Genomic DNA, 17741 nt, shown 5'->3' with positions numbered 1-17741 from the left:
GAAGCTTTCTTCAGAAGCTTCGAGGAACACCACTTTTTTGAAAAAAAATTGGATCCAAAAACTTTTGCTTTTTTAAAATATTTACGCTCAAGCAATCCCTGAAAAAGGGAACGGCTGGAAACTTTTATTACGTTCCTGCCACAGCACTATTTTCGGAATTTCCATAGAATAAAAATCACATCTGCGCCGTTTTTTTGTTCACAACACGACAGGCGATAACGGTTCCATCGACATAGGCAATGAAAGAGGCCATACGGTCATTCTTTCATATATCTGTATTTCCAGAATCGATGCTTTTTATTGTCCCGATTTATCCGATAATATTTTCTGCTGGTCCGTCTGCTCAATAGTACAGGTTTCATCCTTGAGGTTGACGCCACTGTAATTGCGCGTCCGCGCCATCTTCAGCAACCATGCCAGACTGTTTGCCGCAGTCATGGCGGATAACCCGCCGTGACCATGGATGTTGGAAATGCAGTTCCGTCCTGAATCCCGCATCCCTATCTGCGGATTCCACGTCATGTAAAGGCTCATGCTCTCTGCGCAGCGCAGACCGGGACGCTCCCCGATCATCATCACGACGCACCGCGCACCCATGCAGGTCGCGATTTCATCGCCCAGGGCCACCCGTGCCCTGTGCGCCACAACCAACGGAGCAATACGCCAGCCCGCCAGCAGGGGTATCATTGCAGCCAGCACTGCGGGACCCTGCTGCTGGGCCGCAAGGGCTGATAGTCCATCTGCAATGACGAATACGACATCATACTGCCCGTGCAACAGGCTTTCGCGGCTGCTGTCGGATAACTGTCGCCCAAGGTCGGGACGCCTGACGTATTCTTCGCGGTCCCGGGCGCGGCTTTCAACCTCGATCAGGGGCTGTGACAGGTTCAGCCGACTGGTATCCAGCGTGGTGGAGACAGCATGACGCGCACGGACATGGGCATACTGAAACTCCCGCACGGCCGCACCGGAAATCGTATTGCCGGTACGGGGCAGGCCGATCCGCGCCGATGTCCGTGCCTGCAGCCCCTGCCAGGAAATGGGACGTTCATCAGTCATTCGAGGGTATCATCCCGGAAAAAATGCTGGGGGAATTGACGCGTATCCGACCCTTTGCATCAATCAGCTCACGCGCGATCAGCCACTCTTCAAACTCCGGCGCCGCCCGCACGCCAAACAGCGAACGCAGGGTCTGGATATCGTGGTAGGACAGGCTCTGGTAATTCAGCATGATGTCATCGCTGCCGGGCACGGCAATCAGGAAGTTGATGCCAGCGGTGCATAACAGCATCATCAGGTTGTCCATGTCATCCTGATCCGCCTCGGCATGATTGGTGTAACAGACGTCACACCCCATCGGCAGACCCATGAGCTTCCCGCAGAAATGGTCTTCCAGCCCCGCACGGATGATCTGCCTGCCATCATATAGATATTCCGGACCGATGAAGCCGACCACCGTATTGACCAGCAGCGGCGAGAAAGCCCGTGCCACGGCATAGGCCCGGACCTCCGCCGTCTGCTGGTCCATGCCGTGATGGGCATTGGCCGACAGGGCCGATCCCTGCCCCGTTTCGAAATACATGGTATTCGTGCCGACCGTCCCCCGCCCCAGTGACTGGCTGGCCATATAGGCTTCGGACAGGACGGACAGGGAAATGCCAAAGCCCGCATTCGCTTCCTGTGTGCCGGATATGGACTGGAACACCAGGTCCACCGGCACATTCCGTTCCATAAGCTGCAGGGTATTGGTCACATGCGTCAGCAGGCAGGTCTGTATGGGAATGTCATAGCGCACCCGCACCCCTTCGAGCATATGCAGGATGTCACTGGCATTGGCCATGTTGTCCGATGCCGGGTTTATGCCCACCACGGCATCCCCCACCCCCAGCAACAGGCCGTCCAGCATGGATGCAGCAATGCCCGGCAGGCTGTCCACCGGGTGATTGGGTTGCAGGCGTGACCCCATGCGCCCCGGCAGGCCCTGCGTGTTGCGAAAGCCCGTGCGGACCGTGATCTTGCGGGCAACCGCCACCAGATCCTGATTACGCATGATTTTGCTGACCGCCGCGACCATTTCCGCCGTCAGCCCCGGCGCAAGTGCCGAAAGGGTCGCCCCGTCGGTTTCATGGTCCAGCAGCCAGTCGCGCAGATCCCCCACCGTCATATGCGCGACGGGGGCAAAGGCGGCGGTGTCGTGACTGTCAATAATCAGCCGCGTGACTTCATCCGTCTCATAAGGGACCGGGACCTCGTTCAGGAAGGTCCGGAGCGGAATGTTCGCCAGCGCCTCACGCGCTCCGATACGCTGCAGGGGATCAGGGGCCGCAACCCCTGCCAGTTCATCACCGCTGCGATAGGGTGAGGCATAGGCGAGCACCTGTTTCAGAGAGGAAAAGCAGAATTTCTCTCCCCCCAGAAAAGCATGATATGACACAGTACAATAGCCTTCCCAACGGGAGGTAATTTATCCATGACGGAATTATAAACGTTTGTTTTCAAATATCTTGACCGACAGGCACAAAGACTTGACCTGCTTCCGCACGGGCATGTGCCTAGCGGTCGCCACCTGAATGCTGCGATGCGCGGTACAGGCGTGGCGAGACCCCGGTCCATTTGCGGAATGCGCGACTGAAGGCGCTGATTTCCGAATATCCCAGCAGTAATGCGATCTCGCCAATCGGCATCGTGGGGCGGGCAAGGTATTCGCGGGCCAGTTCCTGCCGGGTCCGTTCCACCAGGGCCGAAAACGTAATGCCCATCCCATCCAGACGACGCTGCAGGGTCCAGCGCGGTATGCGCAGCGTTTCCGCCACATGCGACAGGGCGGGCACGCCCTGCCCCATCGAATACCGGATTTCGGTACGGATGCGCGACAGCAGCGGATCCGCGGCCGGTTCCATTGGCCGGGTTGCGGCCGCAGGCGACAGCGATGTCAGGCTGCACCGCAAAACATCAAGCAGCCGCACATTTCCCTGTGGCATGATGCAGCCCATTTCCGCCCTGTCAAACACGACCGCATTGACGCCCATGCCAAAATGCACCGGCGCGCCAAAGGCATTGTCGTATTCGCCCGGCGTGGCAATGCGGCGATGTTCAAGCCAGATGGCCCGTGGCGCCCAGAGCTGCCCCAGCACATGGCGAAATATGTTGCAGAACATGCCCATGGTCAGTTCCGCATCCTGCTCACGCCCGATGATGCCGCCCGTCACGATCCGGTATTCCAGTCGCGCGCAGCCATCGTCCTGATGGACAAGGCGGGTAATGGTGCCGCTCTGGTGGTACGGGAACAGTTCGGCCACATTTTCCACCGCGTTACCCAGTGTGGGGGACGCCATGGCGATAAAACCGATCAGGCCCAGCATGTCGGGGGTAAAATGCCGGCCATAGGACAGGCCCACCCCTGCATGCCCGCTCTGCCGGGTGGTTTCCTCAAACAGAAGGCAGTATCCGGCAAGGTCGAGCGACGCCGTCTGGGAAAGGCTCTGGTCAAGTCGCAGCCCGGCGGACAGGGCCACGCGATCGGGATCGCAGCCCTGATCACGGATGAACTGGTACGCCCCCGTGGCCGCTGCGGCAAGCACACGTGGCTGTCTGACCGTGCTGTCTGATGGGCCGGGTATATCGCCAGGCAGCATCTTCCCTTCCCTACATCCTGAAGCGACCACCAGTTTTCATGTTTTGGCGATCCGTAACAAGCCCAAACGTTATGATGCCAAAATTATGTAGTCTTCTGTCAAGCTCTCCCTATCCATGCCCGCTACGCTGCGGCGCTATCAATATCCGTGCGCCTGTGGTGCTGCGTGCGGAAGAATCCAAGGAGAACAAGGCCGCATGCCCCGTTTCATCCGCCCTGGCCGACGCCGCTTCCTGCAGATGTCGGCCGCAAGCGCCATGGCGGGGGTACTGCCCGAAAACGTGCAGCGCGCCCTGGCCGTGCCGCCAAACCGGCAGGGCGGCGGGATAGAGGATATTGAACACGTCATTATCCTGATGCAGGAAAACCGGGCCTTTGATCATTATTTCGGCTGCATGAAGGGCGTGCGCGGCTATTCCGATCCCCAGCCCGAATTCCTGCCCGATGGGCGATCCCCGCTGGCCCAGCGTGACCGGCACGGCCGGACGGTGCTGCCATTCCGCTTCAATACCGCAACCACCAGCGCCGGATGCCTGCCCAGCCTCGATCACAGCTGGAAGGGATCACAGGCATTATGGAACAACTGGGATGCGTGGATTGATGTCAAAACCCCGATGACCATGGGGTATTTCGACCGTCAGGATATCCCATATTACTATGCGCTGGCAGATGCCTTTACCATCTGTGACAATTACCATGCCTCCATTTTCGGACCGACAAACCCCAATCGCCTGTTCCTGTTTACGGGCACCAGTGGCCTGGCGTGCGGGCAGGATGGCGTGCAGGTCGTCACCAATGTCGATGATGGAAACGGTTCAGCCGACATGGCGCTGGACCGGAAGGATTTCCGGGCCTTTACATGGAAAACCTATGGCGACCGGCTGCTGGAACATGGGGTAAGCTGGAAGATCTATCAGGAATACGACAACTTCACGGATAATCCGCTCGCCTCCTTTGCGCAGTTCCGCAACCTGTCCCCGCACTCCGCCCGTTACCGCGCCGCACGGTCGATCGTGCCAGGGTCCGATGCGTCCAACGCCCATACATCCGAAGGGCAATTTCTGGTCGCGGCCCTGGAACATGACATCATGCACCGCACGCTGCCGCAGGTTTCATGGATCGTACCGCCCCAGCATCTGAGCGAACACCCCGATGCGCCCCCGGGCTATGGCGAATACCTGATTTCACGCCTGATGGATGTCCTCTCCCGGCATCCCGATGTGTGGTCAAAAACCGTCTTTATCCTCAATTATGATGAAAATGACGGTTTTTTCGATCACATCCCCGCCCCCGTCCCCGCACTAGACACGACACAGGGCGGCAGCAACGTACCTGTCACGGGCGAGATCTATCAGGGTGAACCGGTGGGCCTGGGCCCCCGCGTGCCGATGATCGTGATTTCGCCATGGACAAAGGGCGGATGGGTCAATTCGCAGATGTTCGACCATACCTCGGTCATCCGGTTCCTTGAACGCCGCTTCGGTGTCATGGAACCCAACATCACCCCATGGCGGCGCAGCGTCTGTGGTGACCTGACATCGCTGTTTGATTTCGGGGTCACGGACCGGCAGTGGCAGGCCGCATTACCGGACACCGCGCACTATCCCACACAGACGGATGCCGCGTGCCACCTTGCCCCGCCACAGGTACCACGCCGGCAGCATTTTCCCATGCAGGAAACCGGACAGCGTCCCGCCCGTCCCCTGCCCTATCGCCATACCGCACGGATACATGCGCACGATGGGGCGCTGGACCTTGTACTGGACAATCCGGGCGACGTCGGGGTGGTCTTCCGCCTGTATGGCGTGGATGTTCACGGTCCCCGGCATTTTACCGTGGCCGCGCACAGTGATTTCCGCTTCACGCTGCCACCGACCATGGCCAACCATACCCTGCGCCTACATGGTCCCAACGGCTTTGTACGGACATGGACCCTGCCTCACCGGTCATGCGTGCTGGAGGTGGCGGAATCCTATGATACCGACACGGGCAACCTGCGCCTGACCCTGCGGCACACATGCAGGAACAGGCTGCGTGTAAATATGGACATGGTGGATTACGCCGGCTACGCGCCGGTCCGTCTGGACATTCCCCCACTCGGCAGCGTAACCCATGACTGGAACCTGGCCGCGTCGGATCACTGGTATGACCTGCGCCTGACATGCGGTGGCCATCCGCATTTCCTTGCCAGACTGGCTGGCCACATGGAAACGGGGCGGCCCAGCCGCAGTGACCCGCGCCTTGGCGGCGCGCCGTCCATTACCCATCTGCCAAAAGGGCATGAAGCGTGACGAAACCCTTTACCCGTCGTCAGTTTGCCACTGTAGCAGGCCTGTCATCCCTGGCGCCCGGGCTGCTGGCGGCCGGGGCGCATGCAACCGATGATACGGCCTCCCTCCCGCTGCTGCCGCCCCTGAAATGGGCACCCACGACACGCCGGGCGGTCGAAGCGGTCATCCGCGCCCATGGACGTGGCAGCCAGGATGCCACGACCCGGCCCTATGCCGTATTTGACTGGGACAATACCTGTATTTCTGGTGACTGCGCGGAAACACTGTTCCGCTTCATGATCGACAATCTGTGCTTCATGCTTACGCCGCAGCAGTTTGGCACCTTTCTGCAACGTGGGTTGGGGCATGGGCTGCTTGCCCCGACATGCCGCACCGTTACGGGGCAGCGGGTAAACGCGCATGCATTGGCTGTGGATCTGGTTGCCGATTACACGGCGCTGGTACGGTCCTACGGACTGCAGCCCCTGCGTGACGGCGGCTTTACGCTTCGTACGGCCGCCGATCCCATAATGTGCAGTTTCCGGGCAAAGCTGTATTTCGCCTATGACGCCATGATGGCGAGTTCCGGCGTGGATCATGCCTATCGCTGGGTCATATGGATGCTGAACGGTCATACGCCCGACAGCCTGCGCCAGCTTGTACAGGCTTCCAACACCTGGCATCTGGGACAGGCCATTACATCCGTCACGTGGCACACCCCGCCACAGCGACCGGGACAGGCGGGATGCGTCAGCCACACCTTCATGCAATGCCTGCGCCTGACGCCCGAAATCGCCACGCTGCATGGCTGCCTGCGCGCGCAGGGCATTGATGTCTATGTCTGTTCGGCATCCTTTGTGGATATCGTGCGCATTTTCGCGACTGATCCCCAGTACGGATACAACCTGCCTGCCGAAAACGTAATGGGCGTGCGGATGCACCCGGATGGTGATGCGTCCTATCCCGGTGACAGGGACGTACCCCACTGGCCCCTGACCTATCGGCAGGGCAAGGTCACGGCCATCCGTCAGGCACTGGCCCGGCAGAAAGGACACGGTCCCCTGATGGTCTTTGGCGATAGCGACGGGGACGTGGATATGCTGCACGGTTTTGCCGATACCGCGCTGTCGGTCATCATCAACCGCTGCCTGTCCGGCCCGATTGGCGCGCTGTCCCGACGCGCGGCACAGGAACAGTCGGCATCACAGCCCCGGTTCGTGCTGCAGGGGCGTAATGAGAATACCGGCGAATGGCGCCCCGATCCCGCCTCCATCCCTTACGGCAGCACGATACCACGCCTGCTGGCCTGACGACGCCCCTGTGCCGCAGGCGAACACGGCACAAGGCGCATGGGGGCAAATGTCTTTGGAGACGGTTTGAAAAGTCAGCCCATAATAACGCCTTAAAATTAAAAGCAGTTTTGATGAAGCTTTTTTCAGAAAGCTTCAGGAAACGCTGTCTTTTTGAAAAAAGGCAGCGCCCAAAAACTTTTAATGTTTTCAAAAAAATACAGGCCACCGTTTCATAAACAAACGGGCGCCCTGCACAGGGCGCCCGTTCATTGTCTAGAATTCTATGGCGACCGACCCGAAATACTGTCGCGGCGCGCCAATCAGGAAGGACTGGTCATCACCACTCATCGGGTTGCCGTTTTCACCCATGGTGGAAATATACTGTGTATTGGTCAGGTTATACACGTTGAAGCTGAGGGTCAGATGATTGAGATACCTGAACCGGTCACTTCTGTGGGCGAGTTCGGAGAAATTGTACCGTGCGCCCAGTGATGTGACCCAGTAACCCGGCACATGGGTATCACCAATATAGCTGAAGTTACGTTCCCCGATATACTGCGTATCGATATGGGCGCTTGCGCCATGCCAGGCATATGTCAGGCTGGCCTTGTACATGAACCGGGGATAATTGACGATCTGCTGCCCGTGGGTGCCGTAACGCACGCCGCCAGAAGTCACATCCTGATCATAAGTTGCATGGTTCCAGCTGATGGAATTGTAAATGGACAGTCCCTTGACCGGCATCACGGTCAGACCGGCATCCACACCGTTCATCGTCACGCCACCAACGTTCATCACGGCGGAATACGGGTTGGTGATCGGTCCGCTTGTCACCTGCTGCAGACGATTGCGGAAATTGGTGTGGTAGGCATACAGCGACGCCATCAGCATCCGGGCCATGTAGCGGTAACCCACCGCATAGTTCCAGTTGGTTTCCGGCTTCAGCCCGCCCTGCGACTGCATGCTGTTATAGGCGGACTGGGTCATGGCGAAAGGCGATGCGCCCATCTTGTAACCCGCGATGGGGTAGGATTTCACGTTTTCAGCAACATCAAAAAACAGTTCATGATGCTTCAGGAAATGCCAGTCCGCGCTGATATGTGGCAGGAACGCCTTGGCTGTCGTCACGCTGCCGCTGGCAATGGCGTCCGTGCCGGTATAGGCGGACAGATTGCCGGTTTCGCGGCCATCAACCGTCTGCAGCAACGACTTGAAACCGAAATGTACGTTCAGGTTGGGGCGGACATGATACGTATCTTGCACGAAGGCCGTAAAGCTGTTTGAATTGAAGGTATCACCCCACAGATTGGCCATGGGGGAAGGCAGCTTGCCCATGGAATTGATCGGGGACCCCTGCCCCAGCACCGGTTCATAATAGGCGTTGCGCACTTCATCCACATGATAATGTTCGTACCACACGCCCGCGCTGATATCGTTATGCGCGATATTGTAATGCAGGGCGGATGTAAAACCGCCGCGCTGGGCATGAACACTGGTAATCTGGTCAAATAGCGGGGCGCCATTGGGCATCAGCCCGCTGCTGTACCATGGATAGGGGCTGGCCCATGTGCCACGGCCGTACTGTCCCTGTGCATACAGGACGGTTTTCCAGTGCAGGCGGTGCGTCAGCGCGAAATCCATGTTCAGGCCGCCGAGATAATCGCGCTCCACCGTGCCGCCGTCATAGTAAGAGGCATCATACGGATCCGACATCTTGCCATAGCCTGCGGGCAGCGCCCCACCGGGCTTGTTGTTCGCCGCAAGCGCCAGACGGTAGGCTTTTGCATAGGCATTCGGCGTGCCGATAAAGTTGTCGATCCCGCCCCCGCCGTTATGCAGCATGTCAAAGGACAGATCCTGATACTGGTACTGATCCAGATCACCCCAGTCGAATAGGGCGGAAATCTGGCTTTCCTCACCGATCGGCTGCACCAGCTTGGCATTGACCTGCTGCATGAACTGGTTGCCGCCGCCTTTCCATTTTTCCGCGTTATTGCGCATGTAGGACACGAACATGCGGGTGCCTGTCCGGTTCATGTCGCCGGAATCAAAGCGAAAAAAGCTGTGCATGGTGGAATTGGAACCGAATGTCTGGTTCACCTGACCGCCCATCTTGTGCTTGGGGTCAGCTGAAAAATATTCGATCGAACCGCCAAGGTTGGATGTGGAGGCAACGGATTCGGCGCCCGCGCTCATGGATACATCCATATGGCCGATATTTTCCGACGCCAGCGCATTCATGACGTTCAGGCCGTTGAGGGCATGATACTGCTGGTCCCCCAGCGGAATACCATCCAGCGTCACCCCGACCTGATTAAGCAGGAAGCCGTGCATGTACAGGGACTGCGACCAGATATCCAGTCCCTGCCCGTCGGCTGACTGGAACAGGATGCCCGGCATTTTACCCAGTACCTTGAGGGCATTCGTGCCGGGAACTTCCTCCTTGATCATCTGGGCGGAAACCACTTCCTTGACACCGACTGCGCGATGGCGATGGCCGACCACACCCAGCGTCTCCGGTTTCAATGCGGCCACCGGCCGGGAAACAGGCCTGGATGCAACACCGTGCCGACTGACAGACGTGATCTTTCCATCCGGTTTCACCTTCGGCGCGACAGTGGCGGAAAGTGCAACATTGGAACTGGAAACAAACAGAACTGCGGCAAACGTTTTCAATAAAACATCAGCACGGTGTCTCATATCATTCTCCATTGACGCTTCATAAAAGCACATGCCCGGAAACAGGAATTATTGTTTTGTCTGGTCTGTTTTATTGAATTTTAAATTTAATCTGGGGATTTGTTTATTTTACAATTTCCAGAACAGAAAGAACAAACCGAAGCAGACAGGAAATCAGAAACCGGAAAATTCCGGGATGATACTTTTCTGTCCCACGCCCGGTTCATCCGCATCTGCGTTCCATCTCCCCAATGACTTTCCATCAATGCATATGAAAGAATACATCATCTTCGTTACAATATAATAACTTATATGATGTTCTGAATTGACCTGATGAAACATATTGTTGACATCTGTGCATGGAGATGTCGCCGACGCGGAATTCCATAATGGAATGCAGAAATATTATTTCATCAATGCAGGCGTATATCTTATTATTTTTTAACCGGAACAGACATATGTTTTATAATATGTCTGTTCCGTCACCAGGCCTGTTCGCCGGGTCATGACGGGTTATGGAAAACAATACAGTCATATTCAAACGGCCACACACCAGTCCCCTGACACAGCGCTTGCCGGTCAGGATAATCCCGTCATGCGCCGGATCTGCGGCTGAGCAGATAAACCGTAAGGCCCGCGGCCATGAACACGACATAAATCCCGAAAATGGCCAGATGGCTGACAGCCATGCCCACCAGCGCGCACAATGCGGCAATAAAGGCAAATCCCGGCACGACAGGATAACCGGGCACGGACCAGGGTCGCACCCGACCTGGCTGGTGACGGCGCAGCTGGAACAGGCTGGCCATGGCAAACAGGTACATGGTCAGCGCACCAAATACCGATATGGTAACGATATTGGCGGTCAGCGGTTGCCCGCCGATGGTGATATACCGGTCACCGTAAATGGCCAGCATCCCCACGACCCCGCCCGCCAGCGTTGCGGCCCACGGCGTTCCGAACCGGGGGTGAAGCCGCCCCAGCACCGCAGGCAGGTAACCTTCCCGCGCCATGGCATAGATCTGGCGCGAATATCCCATGATGATCCCGTGGAAAGACGCCACAAGACCGAACAGCCCGAGCCATACCAGCATATGGACATAACCACTGCGGGGACCGACTACCGTCAGCATGGCCTGTGGTAGCGGGTCATTCAGGTTGGCCAGGGCTTTCCAGTCGCCCACGCCCCCCGCAAGGATCATGACACCGAACGCCAGAACCATCAGGGTAATGATTCCGGCAATATAGGCCACGGGAATGGTCCGGTGCGGGGTGTGCGCTTCTTCCGCTGTCATGGCCACGCCTTCAATCGCAAGGAAAAACCATATGGCAAAGGGAACCGCCGCCAGGATGCCGCCAACGGCATGCAGGCTGAACACATCAGACCCGGCCCAGCCATCATGGACGAAATTCGCCCATGAAAAACCCGGCATCACCACAACCATGAAGACAAGAAGTTCAACAATAGCGGCGATGGTAATGACCAGTTCGAATGTGGCCGCAATATTCACCCCGAATATATTGAGCGCCATGAACACCACATAGGCCCCCGTCGCGGCCGTCGATGCACTGACATGGGGATATTGCACATGCAGGTAGGCCCCGATCGCCAACGCGATGGCCGGAGGCGCAAACACGAATTCCATGATCGAGGCAAAGCCCGTCAGGAACGCCGGTACAGGTCCGAACGCCGCCAGCACATAGGCAAACGGTCCACCCGCCTTCGGTATGGACGTGGTCAGTTCGGTATAGGAAAAAATCAGCGCCGCATACATCAGCGCAACCATGAATGTGGTGACAAGAAAGCCCAGCGTGCCTGCCGCAGCCCAGCCATAACTCCACCCGAAATACTCCCCTGAAATCACCAGGCCCACGGCAATGCCCCACAGGTGAAAGACCCCGAACCGGCGCTGGAGCGCAGGCGCGGGGGTGTGTGCGTCATGCAGTGGCGTAAGGGGAGTGGTAGAAGTCACGGAGGGTCGGGTCATTGTCCACAACAGAATTTATGATGGTCTATACAGGAAACACGCATGGTGACTGCCTCCCGCTTAACACGAAGTCCGGACTGGCTTCCATCACCACGATAGACCGCTGCGCCGACAACATTCTTGACCCGGTGAAACATTCTTTTGACCGCGAAAAACGTCTTTATTCCACGCTGCATTCATCCTTCGCCCACGCATGCCACATCACCCATGCATGATCAGGAAATTCGCCGACGACCTGCCGACCGGGCCATCACATGGACCGCATCATGGAATGCAGGCGACGGTCCCTTCATACGCCGGAGAAACCAGACAGCCATTGCGCCCCCGGCACAATACCCGACACAATATGGCCCGCATGGCTGATGGGCGACACGCCACTATCCCCCCGGCACCATGAAACATGGCATAGTGCAACCATCACCCAAGGAGGGAACAGGCCTATGGAACCGTGGACTTCTTTCACACTATTTGGAAAATCCGGCACGATCTACCAGTTCCGGCGCGTACCTTCGCCCCTGCCCCCGCAGGCATGCATATTCCTGCTGACAACCGTCATGGGGTCAACGGTCAAGGGCGGGTCATGGCAGTTCGTGGAGCCGGAAATCGGCACCGTGGCCTCACTATCGGGCGATTGGGACAGCGTGATCACGCCTGCCCGCGAAGCCAAGGCGGAAAGTGATGATGTCCTTGTCTGCTTTCCCGAAAGCGGTGACGTGGCTGACGCCTTCGCCGACCTGATCGAAGGTGGGGCGACACGCCTGCCGCGCTAGGCGCAACGCGGCCCGCCCAGATGTGAATGGACGCGGGTCCGCACGCGTTCCACACTGCTCCACCCTGCCGGATGGAGATCCCGCCATGTCCCGTTACCGCCGCCCTGCCCTGCTGACCTTCATGACGGGGCTTCTGCTGGTTCACGGCATGGCCCATGCCCGGCCGGACAGGCCGGTGCTGCTGCGCCATGCCACCGTTATTGATGGCACGGGCAGCGCGCCGCAGCCGGATACGGATATCCTGATCCGCGACGGGCATATCGCGGCAACCGGCCACCACCTGCCGCCGGCAGCACACGCACGCACCATTGACCTGTCGGGCCAGACCGTGCTGCCGGGACTGATTTCCGACCACAGCCATGTGGGACAGGTCAGCGGCACGCAGAATGGGGAAGTCAATTACACCCGCGCCAATATCCTGTCCGAACTGTCGCAGTACGAACATTATGGCGTGCTGACCATTGTAGCCCTGGGGCTGAACCGTTCACCCCTGTTTGATGACCTGCGGCGCGAACAGCATGCAGCGCTCAACCCCGGCGCGGACCTGTTTGGCGTGGACCAGGGCATTGGCGCACCCGACGGCGTGCCACCGCAGAACATGTTCCATCTTGGCGCAGATCAGGTTTTTCGGCCCACCACGCCCGATGAAGCCCGCGCCGCCGTCAACAAGATGGCGGATGAAGGCACGGACCTGATCAAGCTGTGGGTCGATGATTTCCGCAACGGCGTGCCCGGCGCGCACGGCATGCCCAAGATGCGACCCGAAATATACCGCGCCGCCATTACGCAGGCCCACCTGCGCGGCAAGCGCGTGGCCGCCCATATCCATGATCTGTCCGATGCCCGCGCGCTGGTGGCCGCGGGTGTGGATATCCTGGCCCACGGCGTGCGGGACAAACCGGTTGACGCGACCCTAATCCACGCCATGACACAGCAGGGCACGGGCTATATCGCGACGCTGGACCTTGACGAAGCGAACTATATCTTTGCCGAACACCCCGAATGGCTGGATGACCCGTTCCTGTCATACGGGCTGTCTGCGGCCCTGCGTCAGCAGTTCGCTGACCCGGCATGGCGGGAGAAGGTTCTGACAGCCCCCCTGACTGCAGCAGCACGCAAGGCGCTGGCGATGAACATGCGCAATCTGCTGACCCTGTACCGTGCGGGCATTTCCATCGGTTTCGGCACGGATTCGGGGGCGACGCCAACCCGTATTCCCGGATTTGCCGAACACCGGGAATTCCGGCTGTCGGTCATGGCGGGCCTGACCCCGCTACAGGCCATTACGCTGGCGACGGGGGATGCCGCCCATCTCATGCAGCTTACGGACCGGGGCACGATCGCATCGGGACAACTGGCGGACCTGCTGGTGGTGTCAGGCAACCCGGATCAGGACCCGTCGGCACTGGATCATATCCAGCAGGTCTGGCACCGTGGGCGTCAGGTGCCCGGCCCGTTGGCAGGACAGGACAGGCCGACAGCCCGGCCCAAGTGACAGAAAGTCGATATGACCGGAAAAAATACGTCCAATCCCCTTCGTAAACTGCTTCCCCTGATCGGGATTGCAGCAGCCCTTACCGCCTGTGCCGGGCCGAGCGGCCCACAGTTATCGGGGCCTGATGGGCCGATGATCGCCAATAATGACTGGAACGAACATAATTACGGCATGGGGTTCTATTCCGGGCCGTATGATGACGGTTTCGAGGCGGAGGGATTGAACGGCGGCCCACCAAATTATCTGGGTGACGAGTTCATGGGCGTCCCCTGAACCAGAAGCTGGCAACATGCGGTAGAAACAGCTTGGGAAAACCATTGATAAATAAAAAGTTTTTGGATGCCGTCTTTTTCAAAAAGGCGGCATCCTTCTGAAGCTTTTTTATGATTTGCAGGACATATCGTCTGGCCCGGTATTATTTCGATGCGCCACAGTCACGTGGCCACTGGTTGCCACCGTCTGCGGCACCCGCCAGTCCCATTACGCAGCCAGCCAGCACTTCCGGACGCATGGAGGCAAGGGGCGTCGGCACGGATGCACCATGCATCTGCCGCGCCAGTTCCGCCCGGAACGGCTCCGCCAGCAGGGCGCATGACCGTGCCAATGGTGTGGGCGGCCGGCAGCTGGACATCAAAATCCGCCATGAAGACCGCGCTGTCGCCGCGCGGCGTATGCGCAAGCGGTTGCACGCCGTTATAGATGACGCGCACACACGCTTCATCAATGCCCAGCCATGTGGCGTAACGCCACGCGGTAAAGCGGGAATTGGCAGTCAGCACGATACCCGGCGCGGAAAGCAGGGTCTGGTAGAGCATATGATATTCTGGGCGGTCGCGTTCGGGACGGTCGGGCGTCCTTCGCTCCGGTCACGCAGGCGCATGGCCAGGAGATGAAAACGCTCATGGGCGGGAAAGCGGGCGGCAAGGCTGTCCATTTCCCGCACACCTTCCGCGAACGTACGCAGGCGCACATGCCGCGCGAACATGGCTTCCGCCATTTCATGCGTGCTGCGGTCGGGATGCATGGGCTGTGTCGAGCCATTGCCATCGGGGCTGGATGCCCGATGGCCTGACAGGGTATCCGCTGGCTCCTCGTGTATCAGGGGCACGCGGGAACATTGTAGTAATCCCTGTACCACGCCACGAAGGCATCTACACCAGTCTGTACGGGGGTCGCCGGGCAGAAACCGGTCAGCGCCTGCAGGGCCGAGCAGTCAGCCCAGGTACGCGGCACATCACCGGGCTGCATGGGCATGTAGTTGCGCACACACGGCTTGCCCAGCGCCTTTTCAATCGCTTCGATAAACGCCATCAGGCTGACCGGCTGGCTGTTGCCGATATTGACCACCCGGTACGGCGCGACGGGACTGGCGCCGGGATCGCTTTCACCCGCCTTGAGCGGCGGCTTCCTGGACAGCAGGCAGATCGCTTCCACCAGATCGTCGATATAGGTGAAATCGCGTTCCATGTTGCCGTTGTTGTAAACATCGATCGGCTTGCCCTCGAGCGTATTGGCGGTGAACTTGAACAGCGCCATGTCCGGCCGTCCCCACGGGCCGTACACCGTAAAGAAGCGGAAAGCGGTAATCGGCAGCTTCCAGATATAGGAATAGGAATGTGCCAGTTCCTCGTTCGCCTTCTTGGTGGCGGCGTACAGGCTGAGCGGATGATCGCAACGCTGGGATTCGGAGAAGGGGATCTCCTTGTTCGCCCCATAGACGGATGACGTTGACGCCATCATGAGATGGGGCGTCTTATGCTGCTTGACCTGCTCAAGCACGTTATAGGTGCCGACAAGGTTGGCGCTGATATAGGTGCCCGGGTTTTCAATGCTGTACCGCACCCCCGCCTGCGCCGCGAGGTGGATGACCAGGTCAGGCCGGCACGCCGTAAAGGCATTTTCCATGGCCTGCGCGTCTTCAAGCATGAATTCGTTGCAGGTGAACTTCTCGAATTCCCGCAGCATTGCATGGCGCTTCTGCTTTAGCGTCACGTCGTAATAGGTGGTCATGCCATCTATGCCGGTCACCTCATGGCCATCACGCAACAGACGCTGGGCGACATGGAAACCAATGAATCCGGCCGTACCGGTAACAAGAATACGCATTATATACTCCAGAAAATTCCGGTGGCTGGGTCTAAGCCACCCCTGTTGGGTCCTGACGGAACACGACGATGTCCACGCACCTCTTTAGCGGGAATCACGCAGCGCGTAGAACAGCAGAAGCGAAATGACCCAAGCAATGAACGCGCAGCCCGTGACGGTCAGCGGGGAGAACAGGTAACGGGGGAATGTCGCCTCGCCCGCCTTTACCGGCCAGACATAGATCAGCACGTACGCATTCTGCTTGACGGCGTTCTGGCGCAGCTTGCGCAATGTATTGCGGGCTTCGTGCATCTGGTCCAGCAGGAGGGTGTTGGTATCCATGACCGAAGCCCACCCTTCGGTCGGGGTCGCGACGTGATCGGCCGAACCGCCACGGACGCGCTGCCAGATTTCACTGATCTGGCTCTGGATGGTGGTGATCTTCTGCTGCAGTGACGCCAGCGCCGGGCTGTTCATGCCGCCGGAACGACGCAGGTCATCGGCCTGGCTTTGCGCAGTAAACAGCGCCTGGCGCGGGGCCTATCACGCCCGAACATGTGGGGATGGAAGAAACCGCTACAGGACAGCGGATAGGAAACCCGCATGTCGGGGCTGCGGATGATCTCCCCGCTATCGGGGGAATCCATACCGGCCAGCAGACGGATGAGCGTACTCTTGCCCGACCCGTTGCTGCCAAGGATCCCGATATCCTCACTACCGTCAAACACCGCGTTCAGGTGCGACAGGACCGGGTTGTCCGCTGCCTGCCCGCGATAGGATTTGGTGACATCCGACACGGCGATCATGCGGATATGATCCGTTTGCGCGTGATGCGCTGCAGGCACAGACCGGCCACCACTGACCCGATGGCCCATTGCGAAAGATAGAGGGAACTCATGTAGATTGTATCATAATCAGACAGATGCCCCGCGCGGAACCGCGCCACGCCATGCAGCATCGGGTTCCACAGCAACCACCGACGCAGGTCAACGGGCACCCGGATTGATCAGTCCAACGCCCATTCCCATCGCGAAGATCAGGATGATGGCAGCAACGCATTCCATCGGATACTCGGGCACGGGGGCATAGTCGCCTATAATCATTCCGCCCAGGATCAGCACGGATACCGCAAGCCACATAACACCTTCAAGCAGTCCCCGTGATGTTACGATATCCAGCGCGTGTATCAGCGGAAAGTGCAGGAGCATCTGATTGGAACGGAGTGCCGCGCCAACATGCAGCGCCGTTTTCTGGAACAGGAAGAACGGCAGCTCCCAGGTTACGAAAAACAGGAAAACATTGCCACCCACCGGGGCCTGCCGGTTGATGGCCCAATAGACAACGGACATGACGGCAACATGGGCGATCGGTTCGATCAGCGTCCACAGATAAACCCACGCTGGTATGCCCGAAACGCGTCTGCGCGGTGCGCGGGATCAGCGCGCCAATAACGCGGTAATGGCGCATGAGGGCAGATATGACCCAGTTGTCTGCCTGCGTACCTCCCCCGATTGGCATGGGGGGACGA

General features: G+C 58.7%; 18 protein-coding genes. 6 read left to right on the top strand and 12 right to left on the bottom strand.

Going from position 1 to position 17741, the window contains the following annotated elements; all coding sequences use genetic code 11:
* Nucleotides 1–297: 297 nt before the first annotated feature.
* The 3 genes from eutC to qhpR all read right to left on the bottom strand — a co-directional run bounded on the left by eutC (nt 298) and on the right by qhpR (nt 3635).
* Nucleotides 298–1059: an ethanolamine ammonia-lyase subunit EutC gene (eutC, locus tag AC1RQ9_RS10135; protein WP_485986764.1), complete on the bottom strand. Its 762-nt coding sequence runs from the start codon at nt 1057–1059 to the stop codon at nt 298–300.
* Complete coding sequence (locus tag AC1RQ9_RS10130) at nt 1052–2434, bottom strand: ethanolamine ammonia-lyase subunit EutB (protein WP_485986763.1); 1383 nt, start codon at nt 2432–2434, stop codon at nt 1052–1054. The genes eutC and AC1RQ9_RS10130 overlap by 8 nt, the downstream gene beginning before the upstream one ends.
* 118 nt (nt 2435–2552) lie before the next feature.
* Nucleotides 2553–3635, bottom strand: a complete 1083-nt coding sequence (gene qhpR, locus AC1RQ9_RS10125; RefSeq protein ID WP_485986762.1) for an AraC-like transcriptional regulator QhpR — start codon at nt 3633–3635, stop codon at nt 2553–2555.
* A 196-nt stretch (nt 3636–3831) separates the two neighbouring features.
* Here qhpR and AC1RQ9_RS10120 point away from each other — a divergent pair, with 196 nt between their 5' ends.
* Both AC1RQ9_RS10120 and AC1RQ9_RS10115 read left to right on the top strand, forming a co-directional pair.
* Complete coding sequence (locus tag AC1RQ9_RS10120; RefSeq protein WP_485986761.1) at nt 3832–5925, top strand: phosphocholine-specific phospholipase C; 2094 nt, start codon at nt 3832–3834, stop codon at nt 5923–5925.
* Nucleotides 5922–7214: a haloacid dehalogenase-like hydrolase gene (locus AC1RQ9_RS10115; protein WP_485986760.1), complete on the top strand. Its 1293-nt coding sequence runs from the start codon at nt 5922–5924 to the stop codon at nt 7212–7214. Before AC1RQ9_RS10120 ends, AC1RQ9_RS10115 begins: the two co-directional genes overlap by 4 nt.
* A gap of 255 nt (nt 7215–7469) precedes the next feature.
* Here the strand turns inward: AC1RQ9_RS10115 and AC1RQ9_RS10110 are convergent, their stop codons facing one another.
* Nucleotides 7470–9896 carry a TonB-dependent receptor gene (locus AC1RQ9_RS10110; RefSeq protein WP_193732754.1) on the bottom strand — a complete coding sequence of 809 codons (2427 nt, stop codon included), beginning with the start codon at nt 9894–9896 and terminating at the stop codon, nt 7470–7472.
* Between the two features lie 572 nt (nt 9897–10468).
* Nucleotides 10469–11863 carry an ethanolamine permease gene (eat, locus tag AC1RQ9_RS10105; protein ID WP_485986758.1) on the bottom strand — a complete coding sequence of 465 codons (1395 nt, stop codon included), beginning with the start codon at nt 11861–11863 and terminating at the stop codon, nt 10469–10471.
* On the opposite strand from eat, the gene AC1RQ9_RS10100 reads away from it, so the two are divergent.
* The 4 genes from AC1RQ9_RS10100 (at nt 11863) to AC1RQ9_RS10085 (ending at nt 14401) form a co-directional block, all read left to right on the top strand.
* On the top strand, nt 11863–12078 hold the full coding sequence (locus AC1RQ9_RS10100; protein ID WP_193732755.1) for a hypothetical protein: 216 nt from the start codon (nt 11863–11865) through the stop codon (nt 12076–12078). The two genes, eat and AC1RQ9_RS10100, sit on opposite strands and share 1 nt — an antisense overlap.
* Nucleotides 12079–12303: 225 nt before the next feature.
* Nucleotides 12304–12633 carry a hypothetical protein gene (locus AC1RQ9_RS10095; protein WP_193732756.1) on the top strand — a complete coding sequence of 110 codons (330 nt, stop codon included), beginning with the start codon at nt 12304–12306 and terminating at the stop codon, nt 12631–12633.
* A gap of 85 nt (nt 12634–12718) precedes the next feature.
* A complete protein-coding gene (locus AC1RQ9_RS10090) occupies nt 12719–14128 on the top strand; it encodes an amidohydrolase family protein (RefSeq protein ID WP_485986756.1) in 1410 nt (469 codons plus the stop codon).
* Nucleotides 14129–14140: 12 nt separating this feature from the next.
* On the top strand, nt 14141–14401 hold the full coding sequence (locus AC1RQ9_RS10085; protein ID WP_485986755.1) for a hypothetical protein: 261 nt from the start codon (nt 14141–14143) through the stop codon (nt 14399–14401).
* Nucleotides 14402–14562: 161 nt separating this feature from the next.
* Here the strand turns inward: AC1RQ9_RS10085 and AC1RQ9_RS10080 are convergent, their stop codons facing one another.
* The 7 genes from AC1RQ9_RS10080 to AC1RQ9_RS10050 form a co-directional block, all read right to left on the bottom strand.
* Nucleotides 14563–14943: a hypothetical protein gene (locus tag AC1RQ9_RS10080; RefSeq protein WP_485986754.1), complete on the bottom strand. Its 381-nt coding sequence runs from the start codon at nt 14941–14943 to the stop codon at nt 14563–14565.
* Nucleotides 14901–15236: a hypothetical protein gene (locus tag AC1RQ9_RS10075; RefSeq protein WP_485986752.1), complete on the bottom strand. Its 336-nt coding sequence runs from the start codon at nt 15234–15236 to the stop codon at nt 14901–14903. Before AC1RQ9_RS10075 ends, AC1RQ9_RS10080 begins: the two co-directional genes overlap by 43 nt.
* Nucleotides 15227–16234 (bottom strand): NAD-dependent epimerase, encoded by a 1008-nt coding sequence (locus tag AC1RQ9_RS10070; RefSeq protein ID WP_485986751.1) that lies wholly within the window; start codon nt 16232–16234, stop codon nt 15227–15229. The genes AC1RQ9_RS10075 and AC1RQ9_RS10070 overlap by 10 nt, the downstream gene beginning before the upstream one ends.
* An 84-nt stretch (nt 16235–16318) precedes the next feature.
* Entirely contained in the window at nt 16319–16690 is a 372-nt protein-coding gene (locus tag AC1RQ9_RS10065) for a hypothetical protein (RefSeq protein ID WP_485986749.1), read from the bottom strand.
* Nucleotides 16687–17019: an ATP-binding cassette domain-containing protein gene (locus AC1RQ9_RS10060; protein WP_485986748.1), complete on the bottom strand. Its 333-nt coding sequence runs from the start codon at nt 17017–17019 to the stop codon at nt 16687–16689. The genes AC1RQ9_RS10065 and AC1RQ9_RS10060 overlap by 4 nt, the downstream gene beginning before the upstream one ends.
* A complete protein-coding gene (locus AC1RQ9_RS10055) occupies nt 17016–17210 on the bottom strand; it encodes a hypothetical protein (protein ID WP_485986747.1) in 195 nt (64 codons plus the stop codon). Before AC1RQ9_RS10055 ends, AC1RQ9_RS10060 begins: the two co-directional genes overlap by 4 nt.
* Nucleotides 17200–17562 (bottom strand): hypothetical protein, encoded by a 363-nt coding sequence (locus AC1RQ9_RS10050; RefSeq protein ID WP_485986746.1) that lies wholly within the window; start codon nt 17560–17562, stop codon nt 17200–17202. Before AC1RQ9_RS10050 ends, AC1RQ9_RS10055 begins: the two co-directional genes overlap by 11 nt.
* Nucleotides 17563–17741 lie beyond the last annotated feature (179 nt).

The organism is Komagataeibacter ossonobensis, assembly GCF_057359305.1.
Note: the sequence above shows the minus strand (reverse complement) of the source record. Positions and strands in the feature narration are given on the sequence as shown.